This window comes from Vibrio sp. Makdt, from assembly GCF_027587015.1.
Lineage (GTDB): Bacteria > Pseudomonadota > Gammaproteobacteria > Enterobacterales > Vibrionaceae > Vibrio > Vibrio chagasii_B.
On record NZ_JAPPTH010000004.1, the window covers coordinates 109,530 to 131,218 of the forward strand.

Consider the following 21,689-nt stretch of genomic DNA (forward strand, 5'->3'; position numbering starts at 1 on the left):
TTTTATCTTATCTTTAATTAAACTAGCCAACCTGCGAAATGGGCCACAGCATACAGAGAAATCGCCGCCATAATACCTGCCACAATATCATCAATCATGATACCCAAACCGCCATGAATTCGAGCATCCAACCAGCCAATTGGCCACGGTTTTACCATGTCGAAGAAGCGGAATAGAACAAAGCCCGTCAACAACCATTTCCAATCATCGGCAGGAATGCTCAACATTGGCACTAGGCTCATGGTGATCCAAAAGCCCGCAAACTCATCCCATACGATAGAGCCGTGGTCATGTACTCCCATGTCATCTGAGGTCACTTGGCAGATCTTGATACCAATAATGCAGCTTATCACTACCACCGCGACATAAGCCGGGAACGGCAATTGAACCAATAATAGGTACAGAGGAATCGAAGCGAGTGTACCCATGGTTCCAGGAATAATAGGCGATAAGCCACTGCCAAAACCCGTTGCTAGAAAGTGCCAAGGGTTTTTAAGAGAGATTGCAGATAGTGGGTTTGTCATCAATTAACCTTAAAGTGATCGTAACCGGTTAAGCTCCAGCTCAGCGGTTCACCATTATTGTGTAGTTCAAAGTATTCTACAGGTCTTATTTGACCAATACAGGTGACTTTTGTTCCAGTGTGTGACAAAGCACTTTCAAGAGAGCCTTTGTTTTCTTCAGGGACGGTAAAGCAAAGCTCATACTCTTCACCACTGGTCAGCGCATACTGCTGCGCCGTAGCGATATCAGGGGCAAACTGACGTAATTCAGGTGAGATAGGTAAAGTACTCACATCAATACTTGCACCCACCTGTGAGCGCTTAAGGATGTGTTTGAGATCTGCAATAACACCATCTGAGATATCAATAGCCGACGAAGCAAGATTGACAAGCGCTTGACCCGCTAACACTCGTGGAGAACTGATATAGTGTCTCTCTTCAAGCTCCCTCGCATACGGCTTAGCTTGGTTTTTATCAGGGTCTAATAGAACCTCTAGACCAGCCTTGCTGTCGCCCAGATTACCTGTCACGTAAATCCAATCCCCGACTTTCGCGCCATCTCTACGTAGGGCTTTCCCTTCTGGCACAAAGCCTTGTACCGTCAATGTTAGGCTCAGCGGCCCCTTTGTAGTGTCACCACCAATTAACTGAATACCAAAGTAGTCTGCAAGTTTGAAAAAAGAGTCGCAGAACGGCGCTAACCAAGCTTCATCTACTTCAGGCATGGTTAAGGCAAAAGAGACCCACGCCGGCGTTGCACCCATCGCAGCCAGATCACTGATGTTTGAAGCCAATGCTTTGTGTGCGACCCAAGCTGGGTTTGCTTCTGCTAAGAAGTGAGTACCCGCCACTAAGGTATCTGTGCTGATCGCGATCTCAACATTACTTGGCGCTTTAACCAAAGCGCAATCATCACCAGCGGCGAGGTGCACGTCTTTACGTTGAGGCTGTCGGTTTACGAAATATTTATCGATTAGGTTGAATTCACCAGACATCACATGCCCTATCTTTGGAATTTACTAACAAAAAAGGCCAGCATGAAAGCTGACCTTTAGATTCAATATACGTAGAGATTACTTCTTACGTACGTGTGGCGCTGCTTTATCAAGCACACCATTCACAAACTTATGGCTGTCTTCTGCTGCGAATACTTTCGCAAGCTCGATAGCTTCGTTGATAACCACTTTGTATGGTACATCTTCGCGACGAGTCATCTCGTACATAGCTAAACGTAGAAGAGCAAGTTCCATTAAGTCCAGATCTTGCATCGGGCGAGATACGAATGGACGAAGCTTGCTATCAAGTTCCATGTGACTAAGAGCAACACCAGTTAGTAGGTCGCGGAAGTATGCAACGTCTGTTTCTGGCATAGCAAGTGCAGGTTCTGCAGCATGATGTTCTTCTTCATCATACTTACCACCAGATAAGAACTGTTCTTCAACGGTAGCAATATTTTCTTTAGTAATTTGCCAAGAATAAATTGCTTGTAGAGCAAATTGACGTGCGTTACGACGTGCGGCTGGTTTCACACTGGCCCCCATTAGGAATCGATTTCAGAAAGAACGTTGATCATCTCAAGTGCGCTTAGTGCAGCTTCTGCACCTTTATTACCAGCCTTGGTTCCTGCGCGTTCAATAGCTTGATCGATCGTATCAACAGTTAGTACGCCGAATGCTACTGGAAGAGAATATTCCAGAGACACTTGCGCCAAACCTTTATTACATTCACTACAAACATAGTCAAAATGAGGCGTACCGCCACGAATTACTGTACCAAGAGATACAATCGCGTCGAACTTACCTGTTTTTGCAACGCGTTGCGCTACAAGTGGAAGTTCTACTGCACCAGGACAACGAACAACAGTGATGTTGTCTTCGCTTACTTGTCCGTGACGTTTTAAAGTATCGATTGCACCAGAAAGTAAACTTTCGTTAATAAAACTGTTGAAACGAGCAATAACGATAGCAATTTTTGCATTTGGCGCTGGGAAGCCACCCTCGATCACTTTCATAAGCCTTCCTTTAACTATTTTCATCAAGTGAGAATCGCCGGATTCTAGCATAAAACTGTGAGCAATATCTAATGCTAATTTAGAAGAACAGACACCGGAGATGTAAAGATGATAGCCAAGCCTCGCTCCCAACTATTTAGGAGCAACAGGTCGCTAAGCGCCAACGCTTGACACGACAAAAGTCAGGCTCAGCGACTGGGCTCTTTTTGTCCGATTTCGAACCAAAAGAGCCGCTCAAATCATCATAAATTATGTTGCTATAAAGTAGTATGTAAGTGGTTACTCACAAACGTATTCAACAACGTTAAGACCAAAACCACCAAGAGCATGGTAACGCTTGGTGCTTGAAGACAATAGGCGCATATCATGAACACCTAGGTCTTGTAGAATTTGAGAACCGACACCAACGCGACGAGAAGTACCTTGCTTCTTAGCCATAGTTGGTTGCTCGTTCTTATCTTGAGCTTCGAATGTCTTCACTTTATGAATCAAAGAATCAGACGACTCTTCGTTGCCCAGAATAACCAACACACCACCTTCGTCGCCAATGCGCTTCATTGCCTTATCTAGTGACCAGCTACGCTCAGTACCACGATCAGAATGAAGCAGATCGGTGAAGGTATCATGCAGGTGAACACGAACCAGTGGAGCTTCGCCCGTTAAGTCACCTTTTTGCATTGCGTAATGGATTTGATTATCGATAGTGTCACGGTAAGTCACAAGCTCAAAGTCACCGAACTCAGTCGGTAGGTGACACTGTGCAACGCGCTCAATCGTGGTTTCTGTGTTGTTACGGTATTCGATCAAGTCAGCAATTGTGCCTAGCTTGATGTCGTGCTTTTCAGCGAACACTTCAAGATCAGGGCGACGAGCCATGGTGCCGTCATCATTTAGGATCTCAACGATAACCGATGCAGGCTCACAACCCGCTAGGCGTGCTAAATCACAGCCCGCTTCAGTGTGACCAGCACGAGTTAGAACACCACCCTCTTGTGCTGTTAGCGGGAAGATGTGGCCAGGCTGAACAAGGTCAGCCGCTTTTGCATCTTTCGCAACGGCAGCTTGAACCGTCACCGCACGGTCAGACGCAGAAATACCCGTAGTTACACCTTCAGCGGCTTCAATCGAAACCGTAAAGTTAGTGGTGTACTGTGCGTTGTTGTCTTGAACCATAGGCGCAAGACCCATGCGGCTTGAACGCTCTTTAGTCAAGGTTAGGCAGATTAAGCCACGGCCGTACATCGCCATGAAGTTAATCGCTTCTGGCGTCACATGTTCTGCTGCCATGATCAGATCGCCTTCATTCTCGCGATCTTCATCATCCATCAGGATAACCATTTTTCCTAGGCGAATGTCTTCAATAATTTCTTGAGGAGTACTAATTGGCATTGTTCTATATCCTTTGAAATGGTTCTGCTTCCTAGAACCGACACTATTTAAACCTGATGATATTGCTTCGTTCTACAAAGTGACGCTCAGCGCACTTCATATCAACGATTAGGCAAAACCATTCTGTTGTAAGAATTCCATCGTCAATCGAGATTCAGGTTCAGACTCTTGTTGCTGACCTTGCAGTAGGCGCTCCATGTAGCGCGCTAACACATCCACTTCTAGATTCACTTTACGACCAACATGGAATTGATCGATGGTGGTTTCTGAAGAGGTATGAGGAACAATCGTCAGCTTAAATGCATTCTTACGTAAATCGTTCACAGTAAGACTAATGCCATCGACAGTAATCGAGCCTTTTTGAGCAACGTACTTTGATATTTCAGCGGGCATTTCGACCCAGAATTCAATAGCACGACCTACTTGATTGCGCTCAACAATCTCGCCTACACCATCTACGTGACCCGATACGATATGACCACCGAAACGTGTCGTCGGGAGCATCGCTTTCTCTAGGTTCACTTTGTCACCCGCTTGGTAATCAACAAAGCCCGTTTTTTTCAGGGTCTCAAGTGACAGATCAGCACTGTAGCTGTGGTCGTTAAATTCCACGACCGTCAAACACACACCATTGGTAGCAATACTATCGCCTAACTGAACGTCGGCCATATCAAGCTTACCCACGTTAACCGTTACGGTAATGTCTTCTCCGCGGGGAGTGATTGCACTCAATGTACCTACGGCTTCTACAATTCCTGTAAACATTTTAAAACTCTTTTTGTTGTCAACGACATGTATGTAGTTGGAGTGACTATTTCGAGATTGGTTTAGCCACGATGCGAATATCCACACCAACCTGTCGAACATCTTTAATTTCTAGGTCAATAACATCAGACATCGAAGTGAGCCCTAACGCGCCCATCAAACCTCTTCCGTCACTGCCCATAAGTTTAGGAGCTAAATAGAGGATTAGCTCATCCACCAGCTGTGCTTCAATCAAGCTTTTTGCCAATGTTGCACCCGCTTCGACCCAAATATGGTCGATATGATTGGCAGGCAATTGGCACATCAGCTCGTACAAATCCAGCTGACCTGTCTCAGTGGTGCCGATCTCAATGTCCGCAGACGCCTCTGCGACTCTTAATACGGGTGTTGGCGATTGGTATAACTTGAGCTCAGGGCGCAGTTGGTTTTGACGGTCAAGAATCACACGAACAGGCTGACGCACGTCAGCTTCAGCGTAATGAGCTTGTGCGCTACTTGGTAATTCAGCCCAGCGAACATTCAGTGAAGCGTTGTCATCAATCACCGTTTGGCTGGTTGATAATACTGCGCCCGCCTTTGCTCGATAATTTTGAACATCACGACGCGCTGCTGGCGATGTGATCCACTGGCTCTGACCATTTGCTAGTGCCGTTTGCCCATCGAGACTGCCTGCCATCTTAAGCTGAACAAAAGGCATGCCTGTTTGCATGCGTTTAATAAATGCAGGGTTCAAGTCTAAAGCATCTTGCTCCAGTAAACCGATTTCAACCTCAATGCCCGCATCACGCAGCATTTTGATGCCACGACCAGCAACTTTCGGGTTTGGATCCTGCATCGCGCAAATGACTTTAGCCACTTGAGCCTTAATCAAGCCCTCGGCACACGGTGGTGTACGCCCGTAATGAGAACAAGGCTCCAGTGTGACATAAGCCGTCGCACCTTTTGCTTTATCACCCGCCATTCGCATGGCATGTACTTCAGCATGAGGTTCACCCGCTTTGGCGTGAAAGCCTTCACCAACAATTTGCCCATCGGTTTGTACAATCACACAACCGACATTTGGATTTGGCGCAGTGGTATAAATGCCGCGCTTCGCTAAATGAATAGCGCGCGACATCATTTGAAAATCTAGGGGAGAAAAGTTAGACATGACTGAGGGATTAATCCTCTAATTTAGCGATTTCTTCGCCAAACTCTCGAATGTCTTCAAAGCTGCGGTAAACAGAAGCAAAACGGATGTACGCAACTTTGTCTAATTCTTTTAATTGGCTCATGACTAGGTTGCCAATCATTTCGCTTGGAACTTCACGCTCACCTGTTGCACGGAGTTGTGACTTAATATTACTGATAGCAAGTTCAATCGCATCAGCACTCACAGGGCGTTTTTCCAGAGCACGTTGCACACCACCAACCATCTTATCTTCATTAAACGGTTCGCGGTTTCCATTCGACTTAATGACTTTCGGCATCACGAGTTCTGCCGATTCGAACGTAGTGAAACGCTCGCTACATGCAAGGCATTGACGGCGACGACGAACCTGATGGCCATCAGCAACCAGTCTTGAATCGATTACTTTAGTGTCGTTCTCTGAACAAAAAGGACAATGCATATCACCTCCAAATAATTGATTGTCAGTGTAACGGAATTGCCAAACGTTAGGAAAGAAAAAGGGCCAATTAAGGCCCTTTTGTGTGCTGATTCATTGATTATTGCTACGCGATAGCAATTTTTAAAATGAGCTGCAGAGTAAAGCTAACGAGAAACGTTAACCGCGAACGAGATAATTCGCTTTGCCCACCCACTTGTAGCTGGTCAGCTCTTCTAAGCCCATAGGACCACGAGCGTGCAGTTTCTGAGTAGAGACTGCTACTTCGGCGCCTAGACCAAACTGTGCGCCATCAGTAAAGCGAGTTGATGCATTAACATACACTGCTGCAGAGCCTACCGAGTTAATGAAACGCTCAGAGCTTTCTAAACTATTAGTCATGATCGCATCTGAATGGCTCGCGTTATGTACGCGCATGTGGTCAATCGCTTCCGCAACATCCGCAACCACTTTTACGCCTAGTGTGTAGCTTAGCCATTCGGTGTCAAAGTCGCCTTCAACCGCATCACGTTGGTCTTCAAAACCCGCTAGCAGCGTTTTTGCACTGGTATCAGCAACCAAGGTTACCTTGCCTGTTAAACGCTGTTTCAGCTTAGTTAGGAAAGCTTCAGCAACCGCTTCATGCACTAGCAGTGTATCTAACGAGTTACACGCTGATGGACGTTGAACTTTTGAGTTTTCAACCACATCGACAGATTTCTCAAGATCAGCGCTTTCATCAACGAAGATATGGCTGATACCAAAGCCGCCGATGATAACTGGAATGGTACTGTTCTCTTTACACATCTTGTGCAAGCCAGCGCCGCCACGAGGAATGATCATATCCACGTAGTCATCCAGTTTAAGCAGTTGAGAAACGAGTTCACGATCAGGCTTCTCGATGTACTGAACAGAAGCTGCAGGAAGCTCTGCTTTCTCTAATGCAGACTGGATAACTTTAACCAGTTCCATGTTCGAGAAAAACGTCTCTTTACCGCCACGCAGGATACTTGCGTTACCTGTTTTCAGACACAGTGCAGCAATATCAATGGTTACGTTCGGACGCGCTTCATAGATAACACCCACCACACCAAGCGGTACGCGGCGGCGAGACAATGACATACCGTTTTCCAGTACCTTACTGTCGATTTCGCTGCCCACAGGGTCATTCAGGCTAATCACGTTACGAACGTCATTAGCAATGGCTGTTAAGCGCTCTTCGTTGAGCAACAGACGATCTAATAGTGCATCAGTTAGACCGGCTTCACGGCCAAGTTCTATATCTTTTGCGTTCGCTTCTAGAATCGTTGCAGCGTTTGCTTCTAGCTCATCAGCGATGATCGCCAATGCTTTATTCTTTTGCGCCGTAGATGCGGTCGCTAGGTGGAAAGCAGCGTCTTTTGCTGCGATACCCATGTTAGTTAAATCCACGTTTAACTCTCCCTAAATTCTGTCTGTCTTTGGATGCAAAAAGGCGATTCGCCTTATCATCACGAGCTACTCTTGAATCACAACTAGGTCGTCACGGTGAATGACTTCTGACCCATAATCGTATCCAAGGATGTCGCCAATATCTTTACTGTGCTTGCCTGCAATTTTTGCTAGGTCTTGGCTTGAATAACTGGCGATACCACGCGCAATTACTTTGCCTTTGCTGTCGGTGACTTGGGTAACTTCACCACGAGAGAATTCGCCTTTAACTCGAACAACCCCTTTCGCCAACAAGCTACTGCCTTTAGTGTTAACTGCGTTTACTGCGCCGTCGTCAACCACTATGTCACCTGCTGAAGCAGGGCCCGCTAAAATCCAGCGTTTACGGTTTTCAAGCGCTTCCGCTAAAGGCAAGAAACGTGTGCCTTGTGGGTTGTCACTGAGTGAATCAAACACCACATTTTCAGCACTGCCCGCAGCAATAATCACTTCGATGCCTGCGCGACGAGCAATGTCAGCCGCCTGCAGTTTTGTCGCCATGCCGCCGGTACCTAATGTCGTACCACTGCCGCCTGCGATCTTGCGCAGTGTGTCATCAATGGTTTTCACTTCTTTGATGAGCTCAGCATTTGGGTCTTTACGAGGGTCAGCCGTAAACAGGCCTTTTTGGTCTGTTAGTAGCAAAAGCTTATCAGCGCCGCACAAAATACCCACTAAGGCCGACAAGTTATCATTGTCGCCCACTTTAATTTCGTTGGTTGCTACTGCGTCGTTTTCGTTTACTACTGGAATAATATCGTGCTCAACCAGTGCGTTGATCGTGTCACGTGCATTAAGAAAACGCTCGCGATCATCGAGATCAGCACGAGTCAGTAGCATCTGGCCAATCTTAAGGCCATAGATAGCAAACAAAGACTCCCAAACTTGAATCAACTGGCTTTGCCCAACTGCCGCAAGCAACTGTTTGCTCGCCATTGAGTTGGGAAGTGCGGGGTAACCAAGGTGCTCACGTCCTGCTGCAATTGCGCCAGACGAAACCATAACCACAGAGTGGCCTTGTTTTTTTAATTCAGCACATTGACGAACCAGCTCAACCATATGAGCGCGGTCTAATGCCAATGTTCCACCAGTTAAGACACTGGTACCCAGTTTAACAACGACAGTTTTACGCTGTGTTGTTGTCCCGCTTTGATGATTTGTTGTCATGAAGTCTTTTATGGATAAAACAAATAAGAGGTGATGTTTTAGCAATCAAAAGGGGAATTCACAAGCAGAAAAGGTGCGAAATCGCACCTTTTTGCTTTATATAGAAGAGTAACCTTTAAAATTAGACGAATTCGACAGACTCTTCGTCTAATTGGATACTGATTTCAAACTTACTTTGAAGTTCATCAACCAGTTTCTTGTGGAAGGCTTCTTGAGTTCGAGAGACCTCAGCGACCGCCTTTTTAGGTAACGGCAAAGAATCCCAGTTACCATCAATGTTGTACTTACCGATATTGTACTTCGCCGAATATCCCTCTTCCGACTTATCCAATTCCAGCCACCAGCCCCAGAACTCGCGTTCTTCTGGTGATTTTTTATCGTTCACACATACAGACAAGCAATCAAAGATGTAGTGGCCTTCTTCTGATTGCGGTTCCCTTAAGTAAGGCCCGATCGCCTTTAAAACATTCAACAAGCGGTAATGCGTAGGTTGTTGTGTCACTTCTGACATATTGAATCTCCATTTTCAATGTTAAGAATGACGTTACTCAGACTGTTATACGTAGAAACTACGCATTTGGATTTTATAAATTATCCCTGAGTATCAGATACTTAGTTTGTACACTTTTCATGCTTAACTAATTTAGGAGAAATGTCATCTAAATAATTCATCCTCAAGCCACTTTATCGCTAATTCGAGGGATTGCTCATAACCTTGTGTAATTGATTTAGATTTGATTTTCTTTGCCTTGCCGTAATCACTGTAAATAGCAACCAGTTGATTATCCATTGGCGGTGACACAGGATCCCCTTCTAAGGCTAACGCTAAGATAGGAACGCTGGTTTTACTGTTCGCTAACAGACCTTGGACCTTCAAAGACCACGCCATCAACTGACCAGAAAGACTATTGATATCAACAGCACCTTTACCTAAACGAGAAGCCAGTACATCTAAATGCATCTTCGGCATCTGCTTTAGTTTATCGGCATGCACAAAAATATCGTGAATTGGCGCACCAAGAGAGATACACGCTTTGACCTTCTGTTGCTCGATAAACGACAGCCTCACCATCGCATTGCCGCCAAAACGGAAACCAAACAAGCCCACTTTATGATGATCAACCCATGGGATATTTGGCAGCTCGTTCAATACCGCTTGGTGCAGGCACGAAGAATCTTCGGTTAACGGCCAATGAGAGCTGTGACCTATCGATGGCATATCGACGGTAAGCATCGCAATGTTCTTTGGCGCCAGATAATCCCTAAACAAACGCCACATGTCCGTTTGCAAGCTATCCAAACCTGCACTCACGATCACAACTGGTTGCGGTTTGTCGGTTTTCGCTAGGTGTAGGTTGGCTTTGATTTTCTTGTTCTGATACGGCACCTCAATCTGCTTAACAATCAGCTTGGTATGCTTAATTGCTTCAGAATAGGCTGCGTTTGCTAATACTTGGGCCTGAGCCGCCAAATTGTCATTCTTTAGGTGCGGGTAACCTGCAATGCTGAAACATAAAGACGCCGAGAACAACTCTTCAGCCACCTCTTCACCGCTTTTGTCGTTGGAACGGTTCTGATGCAACATGCCCAACTTGGTCCACTCATAGGCCCAGTTACCACTGCGGTATCCCATCACGGTATCTAGCCACTCATCGGTAGTTCGAGAGTTGTCTGACGACGCAATACGAGCTAATACAGCTTCTTGCTCAATAGGGTTCACGCCTTGCCATACCCACTGAAGACGCCTTAAGTTTCGGTACCACGATGAGTTTTGCTGTTCACGCTTCTCATCCAATAACGCTTCAGAGCTTGGCATGTATTGTGTCAGCATTGAGGTCTCTTTGGCCTGCTTGTGTTTTACAAACAAGGTTTCCGAAAGGTTCGAGCTCGTTTCTTCTGATTCAGACATTGGGACACTTAATAAGAAATGATTTTGACTAATAATATAAAAAAAAATGACCCTATAAAGGGTCATTTCTCAAAAAACTAAGTTTACGCTTATTTTGACTTACGATTTACTGGCTCAACGTAGCTTAGGCTTGTATCCCAAGGCTGCTCGATCCATGTGTCTTGAGCGATATCAACAATGTACTCGTCTAGTAGGTGCGCGCCTGAAGGCTTAGCACATACCGCGATCAGTTTTGCTTTAGGGTACATTTCACGAAGCTTACGTGCAGTGTCACCACTATCAACAAGATCTTCAACGATTAGGAAACCTTCGCCGTCACCTTCAGGTGCTTTAACGACAGTCATATCACGTTGGTGATCGTGGTCGTAGCTAGAAATACAAATCGTATCTACGTGACGAATACCCAGTTCACGAGCCAAGATTGCACCAGGAACCAAACCACCACGGCTTACAGCCCAGATACCTTTCCACTGCTCTGCTGGCATTTGCTTTTCTGCTAGTTGACGGCAGTAAGTCTGCATGTTGTCCCAAGTGATAACGAATTTGTTGCTCATAGTATAAAACCTAATAATTTTTCATGTTATTAGAGGCTATGCCAAACATAGCCTCTTCAGCGTTTAAGCAGAAATCTAGACGATTAAGCGAAAATGTATTTAAGAATAAAGATTACCGACATGATCCACACAGCAGGTGAAACGTCGCGACCTTTACCACTTAGCAGCTTAATTGCAGCGTAAGCGATGAAACCTAGTGAGATACCCTCAGCAATAGAGTACGTCAGCGGCATAAGTAGACATGTTACCACGACTGGTGCTGCTTCCGTAAGATCACGCCAATCAATGCCAACTAGGCCTGACATCATCAGAATTGCTACATAGAAAAGCGCGCCTGATGTTGCGTACGCCGGAATCATACCTGCAAGTGGTGAGAAGAAAAGAGCAAGAAGGAAAAGTACGCCCACGACAACAGCCGTTAGACCAGTACGACCACCTTCAGCAACACCTGAAACACTCTCTACATATGAAGTCGTGTTCGATGTACCTAGAAGAGCACCAATAGACGTTGCTGTTGAGTCAGCAAGCAGTGCTTTGTTCAGGCGAGGTAGTTTGCCATCTTCTTTAATTAGGTTCGCTTTTGTAGCAACACCCACTAGCGTACCCGCTGTATCGAATAAGTCGACGAATAGGAAAGCAAATACAACAGAGATCATACCGATTTCAAATACTGCAGAGAAATCAAGCTGCATGAAAGTAGGAGCAAGACTTGGTGGTGTAGACATGATACCGCCGTACTGAACGTCACCAATGATAATGCCAAGAGCTGTAATAGCTAGAATTGCAATCATTACTGCGCCTTTCACACCGCGGTGTACAAGGGCAATAGTAAGGAAGAAACCAAGAGCACCAAGGATAGGAGCAATAGCAGTAATGTCGCCAAGTGATACTTTAGTTGCAGGGTTAGAAACCACGATGCCAGCATTGCTAAGTGCGATAAACGCTAGGAAAAGACCGATACCCGCAGAGATACCTACACGCAAAGACATAGGAATCGAGTTGATAATCCACTCACGGATCTTAAAGATGCTCAAGAAAATGAAGATCACACCCGAAACAAACACTGCCGCTAGCGCAACTTGCCACGTGTAACCCATGCCCATTACAACCGCGTAGGTAAAGAAGGCATTCAGGCCCATACCTGGAGCTTGAGCAATTGGGTAGTTAGCAACAAAGCCCATGATGAAACAGCCAATAGCAGCCGCTAAACAGGTTGCTACAAATACAGCGCCGTGGTCCATACCAGCATCAGCTAGGATCATTGGGTTTACAAAAATGATGTAAGCCATTGTTAGGAAGGTTGTTAGACCTGCGATGATTTCAGTGCGCACATTGGTGCCGTTTTCACTGAGTTTGAATAGCTTTTCGAACATTATCGAATCCTATAAGGGTAAAAAGTAAACGGTTGCGTAATCGATTGGCTGTGGATTATAAAGTTATCAAATAACAAATTCCAGATAGAATTAAGGCTCTAAATAATATTTATCAGAATGGCGTATGAAACCAAGCGATTAAAAATCACATCAAAAAAGAAAAATACACATTAAAAACAATAGACTAAAAACAATTTAACGGTCGTATTTATTTGATTACTTTTTCAACCATCAATTATTTTCATTAAGAATCTGGCGCTAAATTTGCCAATTCAAACCCACAAGAGTTGTCCGATTTTCAACAGGATCGGTAATAAGGCTCAAATTGATATTTTGCTGTTTAAAAAACAACCGAGCATAGTTGTAGATAGATGACGAATCACAGCTGGGGATAAAGTAGCAGGCAAAAAAAACGCCACTCAAAACTGAGTGGCGGTAGAATCTGTCAACCAAGAGGGTTGTAAGAGAATTCCAATATATAGGGGTGAACAAAACTGTTCGAGTTACATGCTTATAGTATTAGTAACCAAAGCTTGTAGGGTATGCAAAGTTGCTAGTGTAAACAGAGTTGTTAAGCCAGAACATTGCAGATGGTAAACCTTTCATAACTATCACCTTAATAAATCAATAAAAAACGAATTTGATTTCTCGGTTCCTTGGAGGCGATAAACGGACTCATCCTTTGAGCATTTACTCTTCACTTCAGAAGTTGGTTATAAATATACCCTAAAGAAAAAAGATTACAAGTATTTTTTGCTTCAGGTCACACTTTTGACCAATAACGGTTATTTTGCAAACTTAATTTCGTAATAAAATTACAAAACAGACTTAAACAAACGTTTGCTTACATCTTTATAAGCATCAGAGCACTTATAAAAGATCAAATGAACAAGATGGCGTTCAAAATTTGAAGCATTTCAGGTTTAGAAGCGCTACTCGTCAAAACACTCTAATGGTATGCTGTCGGCATCAAAACAGACCTATATTTTAGGTTTTTGCTCTATGTTTACACCCATAGAGAGCCTAAATATATGGTTATCAAATAAAAAAGGAGTCATCCGTGTCTGAATTCCATTCTGAGATCAGTAAATTATCCCCTGCCCCTATTTGGCAGTTCTTCGATAAGATTTGCTCAATCCCACACCCTTCTAAGCATGAAGAAGAGCTTGCTCAATACATTATTGCTTGGGCAACAGAGCAAGGGCTAGATGTACGCCGTGACCCAACGGGCAACGTATTCATCAAAAAGCCTGCGACGCCGGGCATGGAAAACAAAAAAGGTGTTGTGCTACAAGCTCACATCGATATGGTTCCACAAAAGAACGAAGATACGGTTCATGACTTCACTAAAGACCCAATCCAACCGTACATCGACGGTGAGTGGGTTACTGCAAAAGGCACAACGCTTGGCGCAGATAACGGCATGGGTATGGCATCATGCTTAGCGGTTCTTGCATCAAACGAAATCAAGCACGGCCCAATCGAAGTTCTACTAACTGTAGACGAAGAAGCAGGTATGACAGGTGCATTCGGTCTTGAAGCGGGTTGGTTAGAAGGCGACATCCTTCTTAACACCGATTCAGAGCAAGAAGGCGAAGTGTACATGGGTTGTGCTGGCGGTATCGACGGCGCAATGACATTTGATGTTGCTCGTACTGCAATCCCAGCAGATTTCGTGACTCGCAAGCTTACGCTTAAAGGTCTAAAAGGCGGTCACTCAGGTTGTGACATCCACACTGGTCGTGCGAACGCGAATAAACTACTTGCTCGCTTCCTGGCTGGTCACGCAAAAGAGCTAGACCTACGCATCGTAGAATTCAAAGGTGGTAGCCTACGTAACGCGATTCCTCGTGAAGGTTTCGTTACTGTTGCTGTTCCAGCGGCAAACCAAGAAAAACTGGCTTCGCTATACAACTACTACACAGAGCTACTTTCAACAGAGCTAGGTAAAGTAGAAGACAGCATCGTGACTTTCAACGAAGAAGCTTCAGTTGAAATAGGTGCACTTGCAGCTGCTGACCAAGCTCGCTTCATCGCAGCACTTAACGCGGCGCCAAACGGCGTGATTCGTATGAGTGATGAGATTGAAGGTGTTGTTGAGACATCTCTAAACGTGGGTGTTATCACGACAGAAGAGAACTCAATCACTGTACTTTGCCTAATCCGCTCTCTGATCGACTCTGGCCGTAGCCAAGTTGAAAGCATGCTTCACTCTGTAGCAGAGCTTGCGGGTGCGAGCATCGAGTTCTCTGGCGCTTACCCAGGTTGGAAGCCAGATGCAGATTCAGAAATCATGCACATCTTCCGCGACATGTACGAAGGCATCTACGGTCACAAGCCAAACATCATGGTTATCCATGCTGGCCTTGAGTGTGGTCTATTCAAAGAACCTTACCCGAACATGGACATGGTTTCTTTCGGCCCTACTATCAAGTTCCCTCACTCTCCAGATGAGAAAGTGAAGATTGATACGGTTGAGCTATTCTGGAACCAAATGGTTGCGCTACTAGAAGCAATCCCAGAAAAAGCTTAATTAGATAAGCTACGTTTGTTCAATAAATGGTGTTTACAGTAAACACCATTTATTCAGACAAAATAAAACAGGTACTCAATGAGTACCTGTTTTTGTATCTAATCTTTGCAACCAGCTAAGACATTAAGCGCGTGACGCTGCGTAGCTCTCTAGCTCATCAATTGACGTTTGTGCAACGACTTCGCCATCGATGAAGTACGTTACCATCTCGCCATCACGAACACCGATTAGTGTCGCTCGCTCACCAGACTGGTAAGTGATATCCATTTGGATAGTGTTTTCATCAATCTGCTGCATCTGACCTTTTTCGATCATATTTACATTAGTGATTGGACCTACAGGCGCTTCCGTTAGAGACGGATCTAGCTGATGGTTGATATCAATGTAAGTATCCACCTTAGTATCAAAGATATGCGGCGCACCCGTTAGTGGGTTGCTACCAGTCCAGAACTCTAGTGAGTTGAATACCAAGTAATCCGCTGCAACCGTTAGACCGTATGCCGGTGCCAACAGTAAGTTTAAGCCACCACGTGCGTAACGGTTATCAACGGCTTTAAGGTTGAACTTCATTAGGTAACCCGTTACTGCGTTGCTACCAACACAGCCAGATAAAGCAACAGATACCACTGCAAGTGCTACAACTTTTGAAATTGTTTTTTTCATTTTCATCTCGATATTTGAAATTGGCCGCCAGAAAATGGCGATGGATAATAGCAAGTGCGAGAAACACAATTATCAGAGTTAAATCAATAAATTGTCAGAAACCTTACAAATAAAAAGCGTATTCCAAAGGGGGCGCCATACATGGAATACCGTTCCCGATACGCCTCCACAAAAAAGTTTTGTCGTTACCGTAAACCGATTGATTCGTACTAAAAATCAACGATTGCTACATTCCGTGTTAACGAATTATCACCATGTTGAGAACAACCTAAATGGCAAGACTAAAACCTAATCAACCATTCGAATTACTTGGTTCTACTGTTCAGCCAGGACAGCGAATGGAGATTGAACTGCAAGCAGCTCAGCTTTACACGCACTCTCCACTTTCAATCCCGATTGAAATCATTCACGGTCGCCAAGCAGGTCCAACACTGATGGTAAACGCAGCGATTCACGGTGATGAGTTAAATGGTGTTGAGATTGCTCGACAACTGACGAACGCTATCGATCCAAAGAAACTGAAAGGTACCTTGATTGTCGTGCCGATCGTTAACGTGTTCGGCTTCATCCATAAGTCTCGTTACCTACCAGACCGTCGCGATCTAAACCGTTGCTTCCCAGGTAGTGAGAAAGGATCGCTAACATCACGTATCGCTTACACTTTCTTCGAGAACGTGGCTAAGCACTGTGATTTCATTCTGGATCTACACACGGGTGCGATTCACCGTACGAACTTGCCACAAATTCGTGCGAACCTTTCGAACCCAGAAACCATGCGCATCGCAAAAGCATTCGCGACCCCAGTGATCATCGACTCACCTCTACGTGATGGTTCACTACGAAGTGAAGCGGAAAAGTTGGGGATTCCAGTACTGACATACGAAGGTGGTGAGGCACTGCGCTTTGATCACCTAGCGATTCGTGCAGGCTACCTTGGCATTCACCAAGTAATGAAAGAAATCGGCATGCTGCGTCCGAACCGTAAGAAGCTGCCAGAACCAGTATTGAGCAAATCCACCAGCTGGATTCGTGCAGAATCAGACGGTATCTTGCGTAACATGGTGAGACTGGGCGAACAAGTTGAAGCAGGACAAACTCTTGCCTACATCAGTTCTCCACTGGGTCATCAAGAGAGCCAAGTTATCACGACTAAAGGCGGTATCGTGATTGGCCAACAAACGCTACCTTTGGTGAACGAAGGTGATGCTGTGTTCCACATCGCTTACTTCAAGCAAGACGATGAAGAAGTGGGACAAACAGTAGAAAGCTACATTGAAGAAGTAGCAGAAGATGATTGGCTAACTGCGCTGAATAACTGATTAAAGCTTAGGAGATCGGCGTTAAAAGCAGAAGCCAAAACCGTCGGTCTTAAGCAAAATAGAAACGAACTCCACAAACGAAAAAGCCCCAACATAGGTGACTATATTGGGGCTTTTTTTTATGGTCCCTTATCTTAAATTAAGGGACCTATAAATTAACCGTGCACCGAATTACTCAGCGTCTTCTTGCTCTTCTGCACGAGCTTTAGCGCGTGCTTCACGTGCTTGCTCAGCTTTAAGCTCTTTAGCGTGACGTAGTTCGTCGCGCTCTTTACGTTGTTCCGCTTTACGCTCGTTACGTTCAGCTTGGTTTGCGATGAAAGATGCTAGCTCTTTCTCAGCCCACTCTTGTGCAAGCGCTTCTGTTTCAAAACCAGACTCACGCTTAGATACTGTTGTGCTGCGAGACGTTACTTGACGAGTAATCTCTGCACACCAGCCGTTGCGTTTTTCTGTAAGGCGGATATCAAATTTTTTGTTCTTAGACATGTTCTATTTTTTCCTAAGGGAGATCATTAAGGGATCGGTCAACTTTGATAACTCCATCTAAGTGAGCATCTTTTAACACCATCCCTTGGTAAGCGCGGTATTAGAGCACAAATCAACGAATATTGCTGCAAATATTTGCAGCGGATCACACTCCAGTGCTGCAAATCGTTTGCGGATCATTTCAAAGCCCTCAACAGCCTCTAATCTCTAACAATTTCAACCTCATTTCATCGACAACCATCAAATGAACTATGCTCAAACAGAGATAAATGAGTCGTCTAACCCGTAACCTTGGTTGGCGCTAATTATCTCCCTTACTCCGCCCATAATTAAAATAGCTAAGGAGTTGCTATGGATAGCTTCATCAAAAATTTACCGAAGGTTGAGCTGCACTTACATATTGAGGGCACACTAGAGCCCGAACTGATGTTCGAACTGGCCAAGCGCAATAACGTGTCGATTCCCTTTGAGAACCCAGAGCAAGTACGAGATGCCTACCAATTCCACAATCTTCAGTCCTTTCTCGACATCTATTATCAAGGCGCCAATGTACTGATTCATGAACAAGACTTTTACGACCTCACTTGGGCCTACCTATTAAAATGCCAACAAGACAATGTGGTTCACACTGAGATTTTCTTCGACCCACAAACCCACACCGAGCGCGGCATCGCCTTTGACACTATTATCACTGGCATCACTCGTGCACTCGACCAAGCTACAAATGAACTTGGGATAAGCAGCCAACTGATCATGTGCTTTCTACGCCACCTTGATGAAGACAGCGCGTTCGAGACACTCAAACAGGCTCTGCCTTACAAAAATAAAATCATTGCGGTTGGTTTAGATTCATCGGAACAAGGTAACCCACCCGAGAAGTTTAAGCATGTATTCCAAGAAGCGCTCAACCAAGGCTTCCTGACTGTCGCACACGCCGGAGAAGAAGGCCCTGCGCAAAACATTATCGATGCATTGAGTTTGTTAGGTATTACACGAATTGATCATGGCGTTCGCTGTGTTGAAGATAAAGAACTGATGGAGCAACTAATAGCCAAACGTACTCCACTGACGGTTTGTCCACTATCGAATACCAAGCTAAAAGTCTTCGATACCATGCAACAACACAACATTGTCGAACTGCTGAGAAAAGGACTCTGTGTCACCATCAATTCCGATGACCCAGCTTACTTTGGTGGCTACATGAATGACAATTTCCTCGCGGTTGCCAATGCCCACCCAGTCACCCATCAAGAGTTAGCCCAGTTCAGTATTAATGCCGTGGAAGCGAGTTTCATCTCCCCTAACTCCAAAGAGGACCTGATTACGCAGGTACGTCAATACTTGATAGCGAACAGTCAATAAGTTGATAAGCGTTAATTTCAATCAAAAAAGGGAAGCTCAATGCTTCCCTTTATAATCAAGATACTGAAATCAATTTACCCCGGATGACCATCCACTCGTGGGGTAAGTAACATCATGCCGAATTTCCAAATAAACAGACCAAACGCCAACGTCCATAAGCCCGCGCTTAGGTTCACCATCTCAAACAAGTAAGCAGGGAAGAAGGTGACACCTAAGCTCCGTACTAGCGCTGCCACAAAAATTGCAGAGAATGCGAGCGCCATGCTTGGTCCTTTGTAAATCGCACGACCAGTGTGTCCCATTGTCACTCGGGTTATCATCGCCAGAATCAAACCGCTCAAGCCACCAATTGCGAACAAGTGCAGCATGTTATGACTGGCAAATGGGTTATCTAACAGGCCACGTAACAACAAGCTTAGAGGAATACACAAGTAAGCCGCATGCAGTGACCACACCAAAGGCTCAGACAAGGTTGTCCAAGGCTTCCAACGGATAAAGCGTACCAGTTGAGCAACACCGGCAAAAACCATTAATCCGCTGCCCATTTGAGCAAAGGCCAGAGGGAAGAAGCTCAAGATAAACAGTCCAACCAAAGGTAGATTCGCTAACCATTCCAACCACACTAATGGCTGCGCTTTTTCAAAGTTAAAGCGACGAGCGGTAAAGAATGGAATTACTCGTCCACCCATTACAGATAGCAGTAAAGTGAACCACCACAGCATGGCTTGCCATACCGCTGACGAAGGAAACGGCGGCATACCCTTAATGGTCGCGTAACTCGCAAAGTTCGCCACAATCGCCAGTATAAACAGTGGAACGAAGAATAGATTTTTCCATCCTTTCGACTGCACGACTCGAAAGCCAATCTCGTAAGCAGAAAAAGCCAAAAATAGCGCTTCAATCGACGAAATTAGCCATAGCGGTGCCGGTGTCCAAAACAGAAGACGAGGTGCTAACCATAAACCGACTAGCGCGGTTAATCGATAATGCTTGGTGCCATTGACGCCTGTCCAGGTTTGCACTGCAGTGAGCACAAAGCCGACAACAATCGCCATCGAAAAACCAAACAGCATCTCATGCACGTGCCACCACAATGCGGGAACGTTTAAAATCTCTGGCTGACCGTTTTGGAACATGATGACCCAAGCCACAATCGCAATCACGGCATAGAGACTGCCTAAAAAGAAGAAAGGTCGAAAGCCTAAACGCAGGTAGGCTGGAATCGCGTCTTCTACACTTTTATCTGTGATATTTAACAAACTCGCTCCTAATTCTCAGATAAGCGGTCAAGGTATTACCTAAACCAAATTTGGTGTGCATCAAATTCGATGCAATATAAAGCTCACATTGCATGAAACGCGCCAATTAGATAAAGTCAGTAAAAACAGTGACTCACGAGATCAACAAGCCAGTAAACAAGTCAAAAAAACACAACCCAAAGAGTCATAAAGACATATAGATGTGTAAATAGAAACTTACTGACTTTTGCCATCTCGCCACATATAGTAAGACTAGTCTCAAATACAAAAGAACAGACAAGGAACGCGATGTATATTTTTGGTTATGGCAGCTTGATCAACTCATCTTCACGTCAACTCACAGGTCAAACAGGTCAAGCAATCCCAGCGATTGTTCATGGCTTAGTGCGCCATTGGAGTAAGATCGATGACAGTTACGTGTTATCCCCTTTGATCGTCAACCTTGGTGAAGGGCAAGTGAATGGTGTTTTGCTTGAAGTCGACGAGATAGCGCTTGCTGAGTTTGATCATCGTGAACGTGGCTATCACCGAATCGAACTCAAACCCGAGCAGATAGAGAGCCAAACTGACTTTAAAACAGATCAATCGATCTGGGTATACATCAAAGACGAGATTGAAGCGCCTTGTGAGAACAGCCCTATCGTTCAAACCTATGTCGATACCGTTATAGCTGGGTGTTTAGAGGTGTCTGAAAGCTTTGCGGCACACTTTGTAAAACATACACAAGGTTGGCACCACCCATTAGAAAATGATCGCCACCAACCTAAATATGGCAACCTTGCGGGAGTGTCTGAGCACCACCACAGTGTAATTGATGGTTTGATATTGAGTGCGCGCGGCTAACCTTTAAATACTTAGGTGATGTTGAAGCTGCAATCATTTGGATCTTTGGTCATTTTGGAGCTTTGAGAACATAGAGGTCGGTGAGCTTATAACAAATAAGCTCACCGACTAAGTAGACCGCTTAAACTACTCGAATACCCGCTGGCATCGCGCGTTCTGGTGTCAGCAATACGCTTTCAGATTCGTCATCGGTTTCTGCACACAGCAGCATGCATTCAGAAGTGTGGCCTCTCATTTTGGCTTTCGCTAAGTTACATAGCACCACGACCTGTTTACCCATTAACTCCTCTTCTGTGTAGTAAGGCACTAGGCTAGTCACTGTTTGCAGCGTCTTTTCACCCACATCGACTTGCACGATGTAAAGCTTGTCCGCATTTTCATGACGTACAACCTCGATGATCTTACCCACTCGCATTTCTAACTTAGCAAAGTCACCATAAGAGATAGTATCCATTTCTCACTTCCTATATTGATTGATTTTTTACCTACCAACA

22 protein-coding genes are annotated in these 21,689 nt (G+C 45.0%); 4 read left to right on the forward strand and 18 right to left on the reverse strand.

What is annotated here, in order from left to right; all coding sequences use genetic code 11:
• Positions 1-17: 17 nt before the first annotated feature.
• From pgpA to OH460_RS06405, 14 genes are all read right to left on the reverse strand, one after another.
• Complete coding sequence (gene pgpA, locus OH460_RS06340; protein WP_008218636.1) at positions 18-524, reverse strand: phosphatidylglycerophosphatase A; 507 nt, start codon at positions 522-524, stop codon at positions 18-20.
• On the reverse strand, positions 524-1,498 hold the full coding sequence (thiL, locus tag OH460_RS06345) for a thiamine-phosphate kinase (RefSeq protein ID WP_171762103.1): 975 nt from the start codon (positions 1,496-1,498) through the stop codon (positions 524-526). The genes pgpA and thiL overlap by 1 nt, the downstream gene beginning before the upstream one ends.
• A 78-nt stretch (positions 1,499-1,576) precedes the next feature.
• Positions 1,577-2,044: a transcription antitermination factor NusB gene (gene nusB, locus OH460_RS06350; RefSeq protein WP_004734399.1), complete on the reverse strand. Its 468-nt coding sequence runs from the start codon at positions 2,042-2,044 to the stop codon at positions 1,577-1,579.
• Positions 2,044-2,514, reverse strand: coding sequence for a 6,7-dimethyl-8-ribityllumazine synthase (gene ribH, locus OH460_RS06355; protein ID WP_004741508.1), 471 nt, complete (start codon positions 2,512-2,514; stop codon positions 2,044-2,046). Before ribH ends, nusB begins: the two co-directional genes overlap by 1 nt.
• Before the next feature lie 279 nt (positions 2,515-2,793).
• Positions 2,794-3,903, reverse strand: coding sequence for a bifunctional 3,4-dihydroxy-2-butanone-4-phosphate synthase/GTP cyclohydrolase II (gene ribBA, locus OH460_RS06360; RefSeq protein WP_102426138.1), 1,110 nt, complete (start codon positions 3,901-3,903; stop codon positions 2,794-2,796).
• A 108-nt stretch (positions 3,904-4,011) separates the two neighbouring features.
• On the reverse strand, positions 4,012-4,668 hold the full coding sequence (locus OH460_RS06365) for a riboflavin synthase (RefSeq protein WP_008218644.1): 657 nt from the start codon (positions 4,666-4,668) through the stop codon (positions 4,012-4,014).
• A gap of 46 nt (positions 4,669-4,714) precedes the next feature.
• Positions 4,715-5,788 (reverse strand): bifunctional diaminohydroxyphosphoribosylaminopyrimidine deaminase/5-amino-6-(5-phosphoribosylamino)uracil reductase RibD, encoded by a 1,074-nt coding sequence (ribD, locus tag OH460_RS06370; protein ID WP_269995970.1) that lies wholly within the window; start codon positions 5,786-5,788, stop codon positions 4,715-4,717.
• Between the two features lie 40 nt (positions 5,789-5,828).
• The gene (gene nrdR, locus OH460_RS06375; RefSeq protein WP_008218648.1) at positions 5,829-6,278 is read right to left on the reverse strand and encodes a transcriptional regulator NrdR; all 450 of its coding nucleotides are present in this window, start codon (positions 6,276-6,278) and stop codon (positions 5,829-5,831) included.
• 156 nt (positions 6,279-6,434) lie between these two features.
• Positions 6,435-7,685, reverse strand: coding sequence for a glutamate-5-semialdehyde dehydrogenase (locus tag OH460_RS06380; protein ID WP_269995971.1), 1,251 nt, complete (start codon positions 7,683-7,685; stop codon positions 6,435-6,437).
• Between the two features lie 66 nt (positions 7,686-7,751).
• Positions 7,752-8,936 carry a glutamate 5-kinase gene (gene proB, locus OH460_RS06385; protein ID WP_012604650.1) on the reverse strand — a complete coding sequence of 395 codons (1,185 nt, stop codon included), beginning with the start codon at positions 8,934-8,936 and terminating at the stop codon, positions 7,752-7,754.
• A 76-nt stretch (positions 8,937-9,012) separates the two neighbouring features.
• Complete coding sequence (gene crl / locus OH460_RS06390) at positions 9,013-9,402, reverse strand: sigma factor-binding protein Crl (RefSeq protein ID WP_017060787.1); 390 nt, start codon at positions 9,400-9,402, stop codon at positions 9,013-9,015.
• 144 nt (positions 9,403-9,546) lie between these two features.
• Positions 9,547-10,800 (reverse strand): esterase FrsA, encoded by a 1,254-nt coding sequence (gene frsA, locus OH460_RS06395; RefSeq protein WP_269995974.1) that lies wholly within the window; start codon positions 10,798-10,800, stop codon positions 9,547-9,549.
• An 89-nt stretch (positions 10,801-10,889) separates the two neighbouring features.
• Positions 10,890-11,354 (reverse strand): oxytetracycline resistance phosphoribosyltransferase domain-containing protein Tet(34), encoded by a 465-nt coding sequence (gene tet(34), locus OH460_RS06400; protein WP_004741499.1) that lies wholly within the window; start codon positions 11,352-11,354, stop codon positions 10,890-10,892.
• Between the two features lie 83 nt (positions 11,355-11,437).
• Entirely contained in the window at positions 11,438-12,727 is a 1,290-nt protein-coding gene (locus OH460_RS06405; protein ID WP_008218658.1) for an NCS2 family permease, read from the reverse strand.
• Positions 12,728-13,787: 1,060 nt separating this feature from the next.
• Between OH460_RS06405 and OH460_RS06410 the strand changes: the two genes are divergently transcribed.
• Positions 13,788-15,260, forward strand: coding sequence for an aminoacyl-histidine dipeptidase (locus tag OH460_RS06410; RefSeq protein WP_269995975.1), 1,473 nt, complete (start codon positions 13,788-13,790; stop codon positions 15,258-15,260).
• Between the two features lie 123 nt (positions 15,261-15,383).
• Here the strand turns inward: OH460_RS06410 and OH460_RS06415 are convergent, their stop codons facing one another.
• Positions 15,384-15,923: a DUF3332 domain-containing protein gene (locus OH460_RS06415; protein WP_004741496.1), complete on the reverse strand. Its 540-nt coding sequence runs from the start codon at positions 15,921-15,923 to the stop codon at positions 15,384-15,386.
• Positions 15,924-16,195: 272 nt separating this feature from the next.
• Between OH460_RS06415 and OH460_RS06420 the strand changes: the two genes are divergently transcribed.
• Positions 16,196-17,242, forward strand: a complete 1,047-nt coding sequence (locus tag OH460_RS06420; protein WP_019824906.1) for a succinylglutamate desuccinylase/aspartoacylase family protein — start codon at positions 16,196-16,198, stop codon at positions 17,240-17,242.
• Between the two features lie 171 nt (positions 17,243-17,413).
• On the opposite strand, the gene OH460_RS06425 is transcribed toward OH460_RS06420, so the two are convergent.
• Positions 17,414-17,731: a DUF3622 domain-containing protein gene (locus OH460_RS06425; RefSeq protein ID WP_004741494.1), complete on the reverse strand. Its 318-nt coding sequence runs from the start codon at positions 17,729-17,731 to the stop codon at positions 17,414-17,416.
• Positions 17,732-18,082: 351 nt separating this feature from the next.
• Here OH460_RS06425 and OH460_RS06430 point away from each other — a divergent pair, with 351 nt between their 5' ends.
• The gene (locus OH460_RS06430) at positions 18,083-19,093 is read left to right on the forward strand and encodes an adenosine deaminase (protein WP_269996002.1); all 1,011 of its coding nucleotides are present in this window, start codon (positions 18,083-18,085) and stop codon (positions 19,091-19,093) included.
• A 74-nt stretch (positions 19,094-19,167) separates the two neighbouring features.
• On the opposite strand, the gene OH460_RS06435 is transcribed toward OH460_RS06430, so the two are convergent.
• Positions 19,168-20,352 (reverse strand): NnrS family protein, encoded by a 1,185-nt coding sequence (locus OH460_RS06435; protein WP_269996004.1) that lies wholly within the window; start codon positions 20,350-20,352, stop codon positions 19,168-19,170.
• A gap of 288 nt (positions 20,353-20,640) precedes the next feature.
• Between OH460_RS06435 and OH460_RS06440 the strand changes: the two genes are divergently transcribed.
• Positions 20,641-21,195, forward strand: a complete 555-nt coding sequence (locus OH460_RS06440) for a gamma-glutamylcyclotransferase family protein (RefSeq protein ID WP_269996006.1) — start codon at positions 20,641-20,643, stop codon at positions 21,193-21,195.
• Positions 21,196-21,316: 121 nt separating this feature from the next.
• Here OH460_RS06440 and OH460_RS06445 read toward each other — a convergent pair whose 3' ends face one another.
• Complete coding sequence (locus OH460_RS06445; RefSeq protein WP_008218676.1) at positions 21,317-21,649, reverse strand: tRNA-binding protein; 333 nt, start codon at positions 21,647-21,649, stop codon at positions 21,317-21,319.
• Positions 21,650-21,689 lie beyond the last annotated feature (40 nt).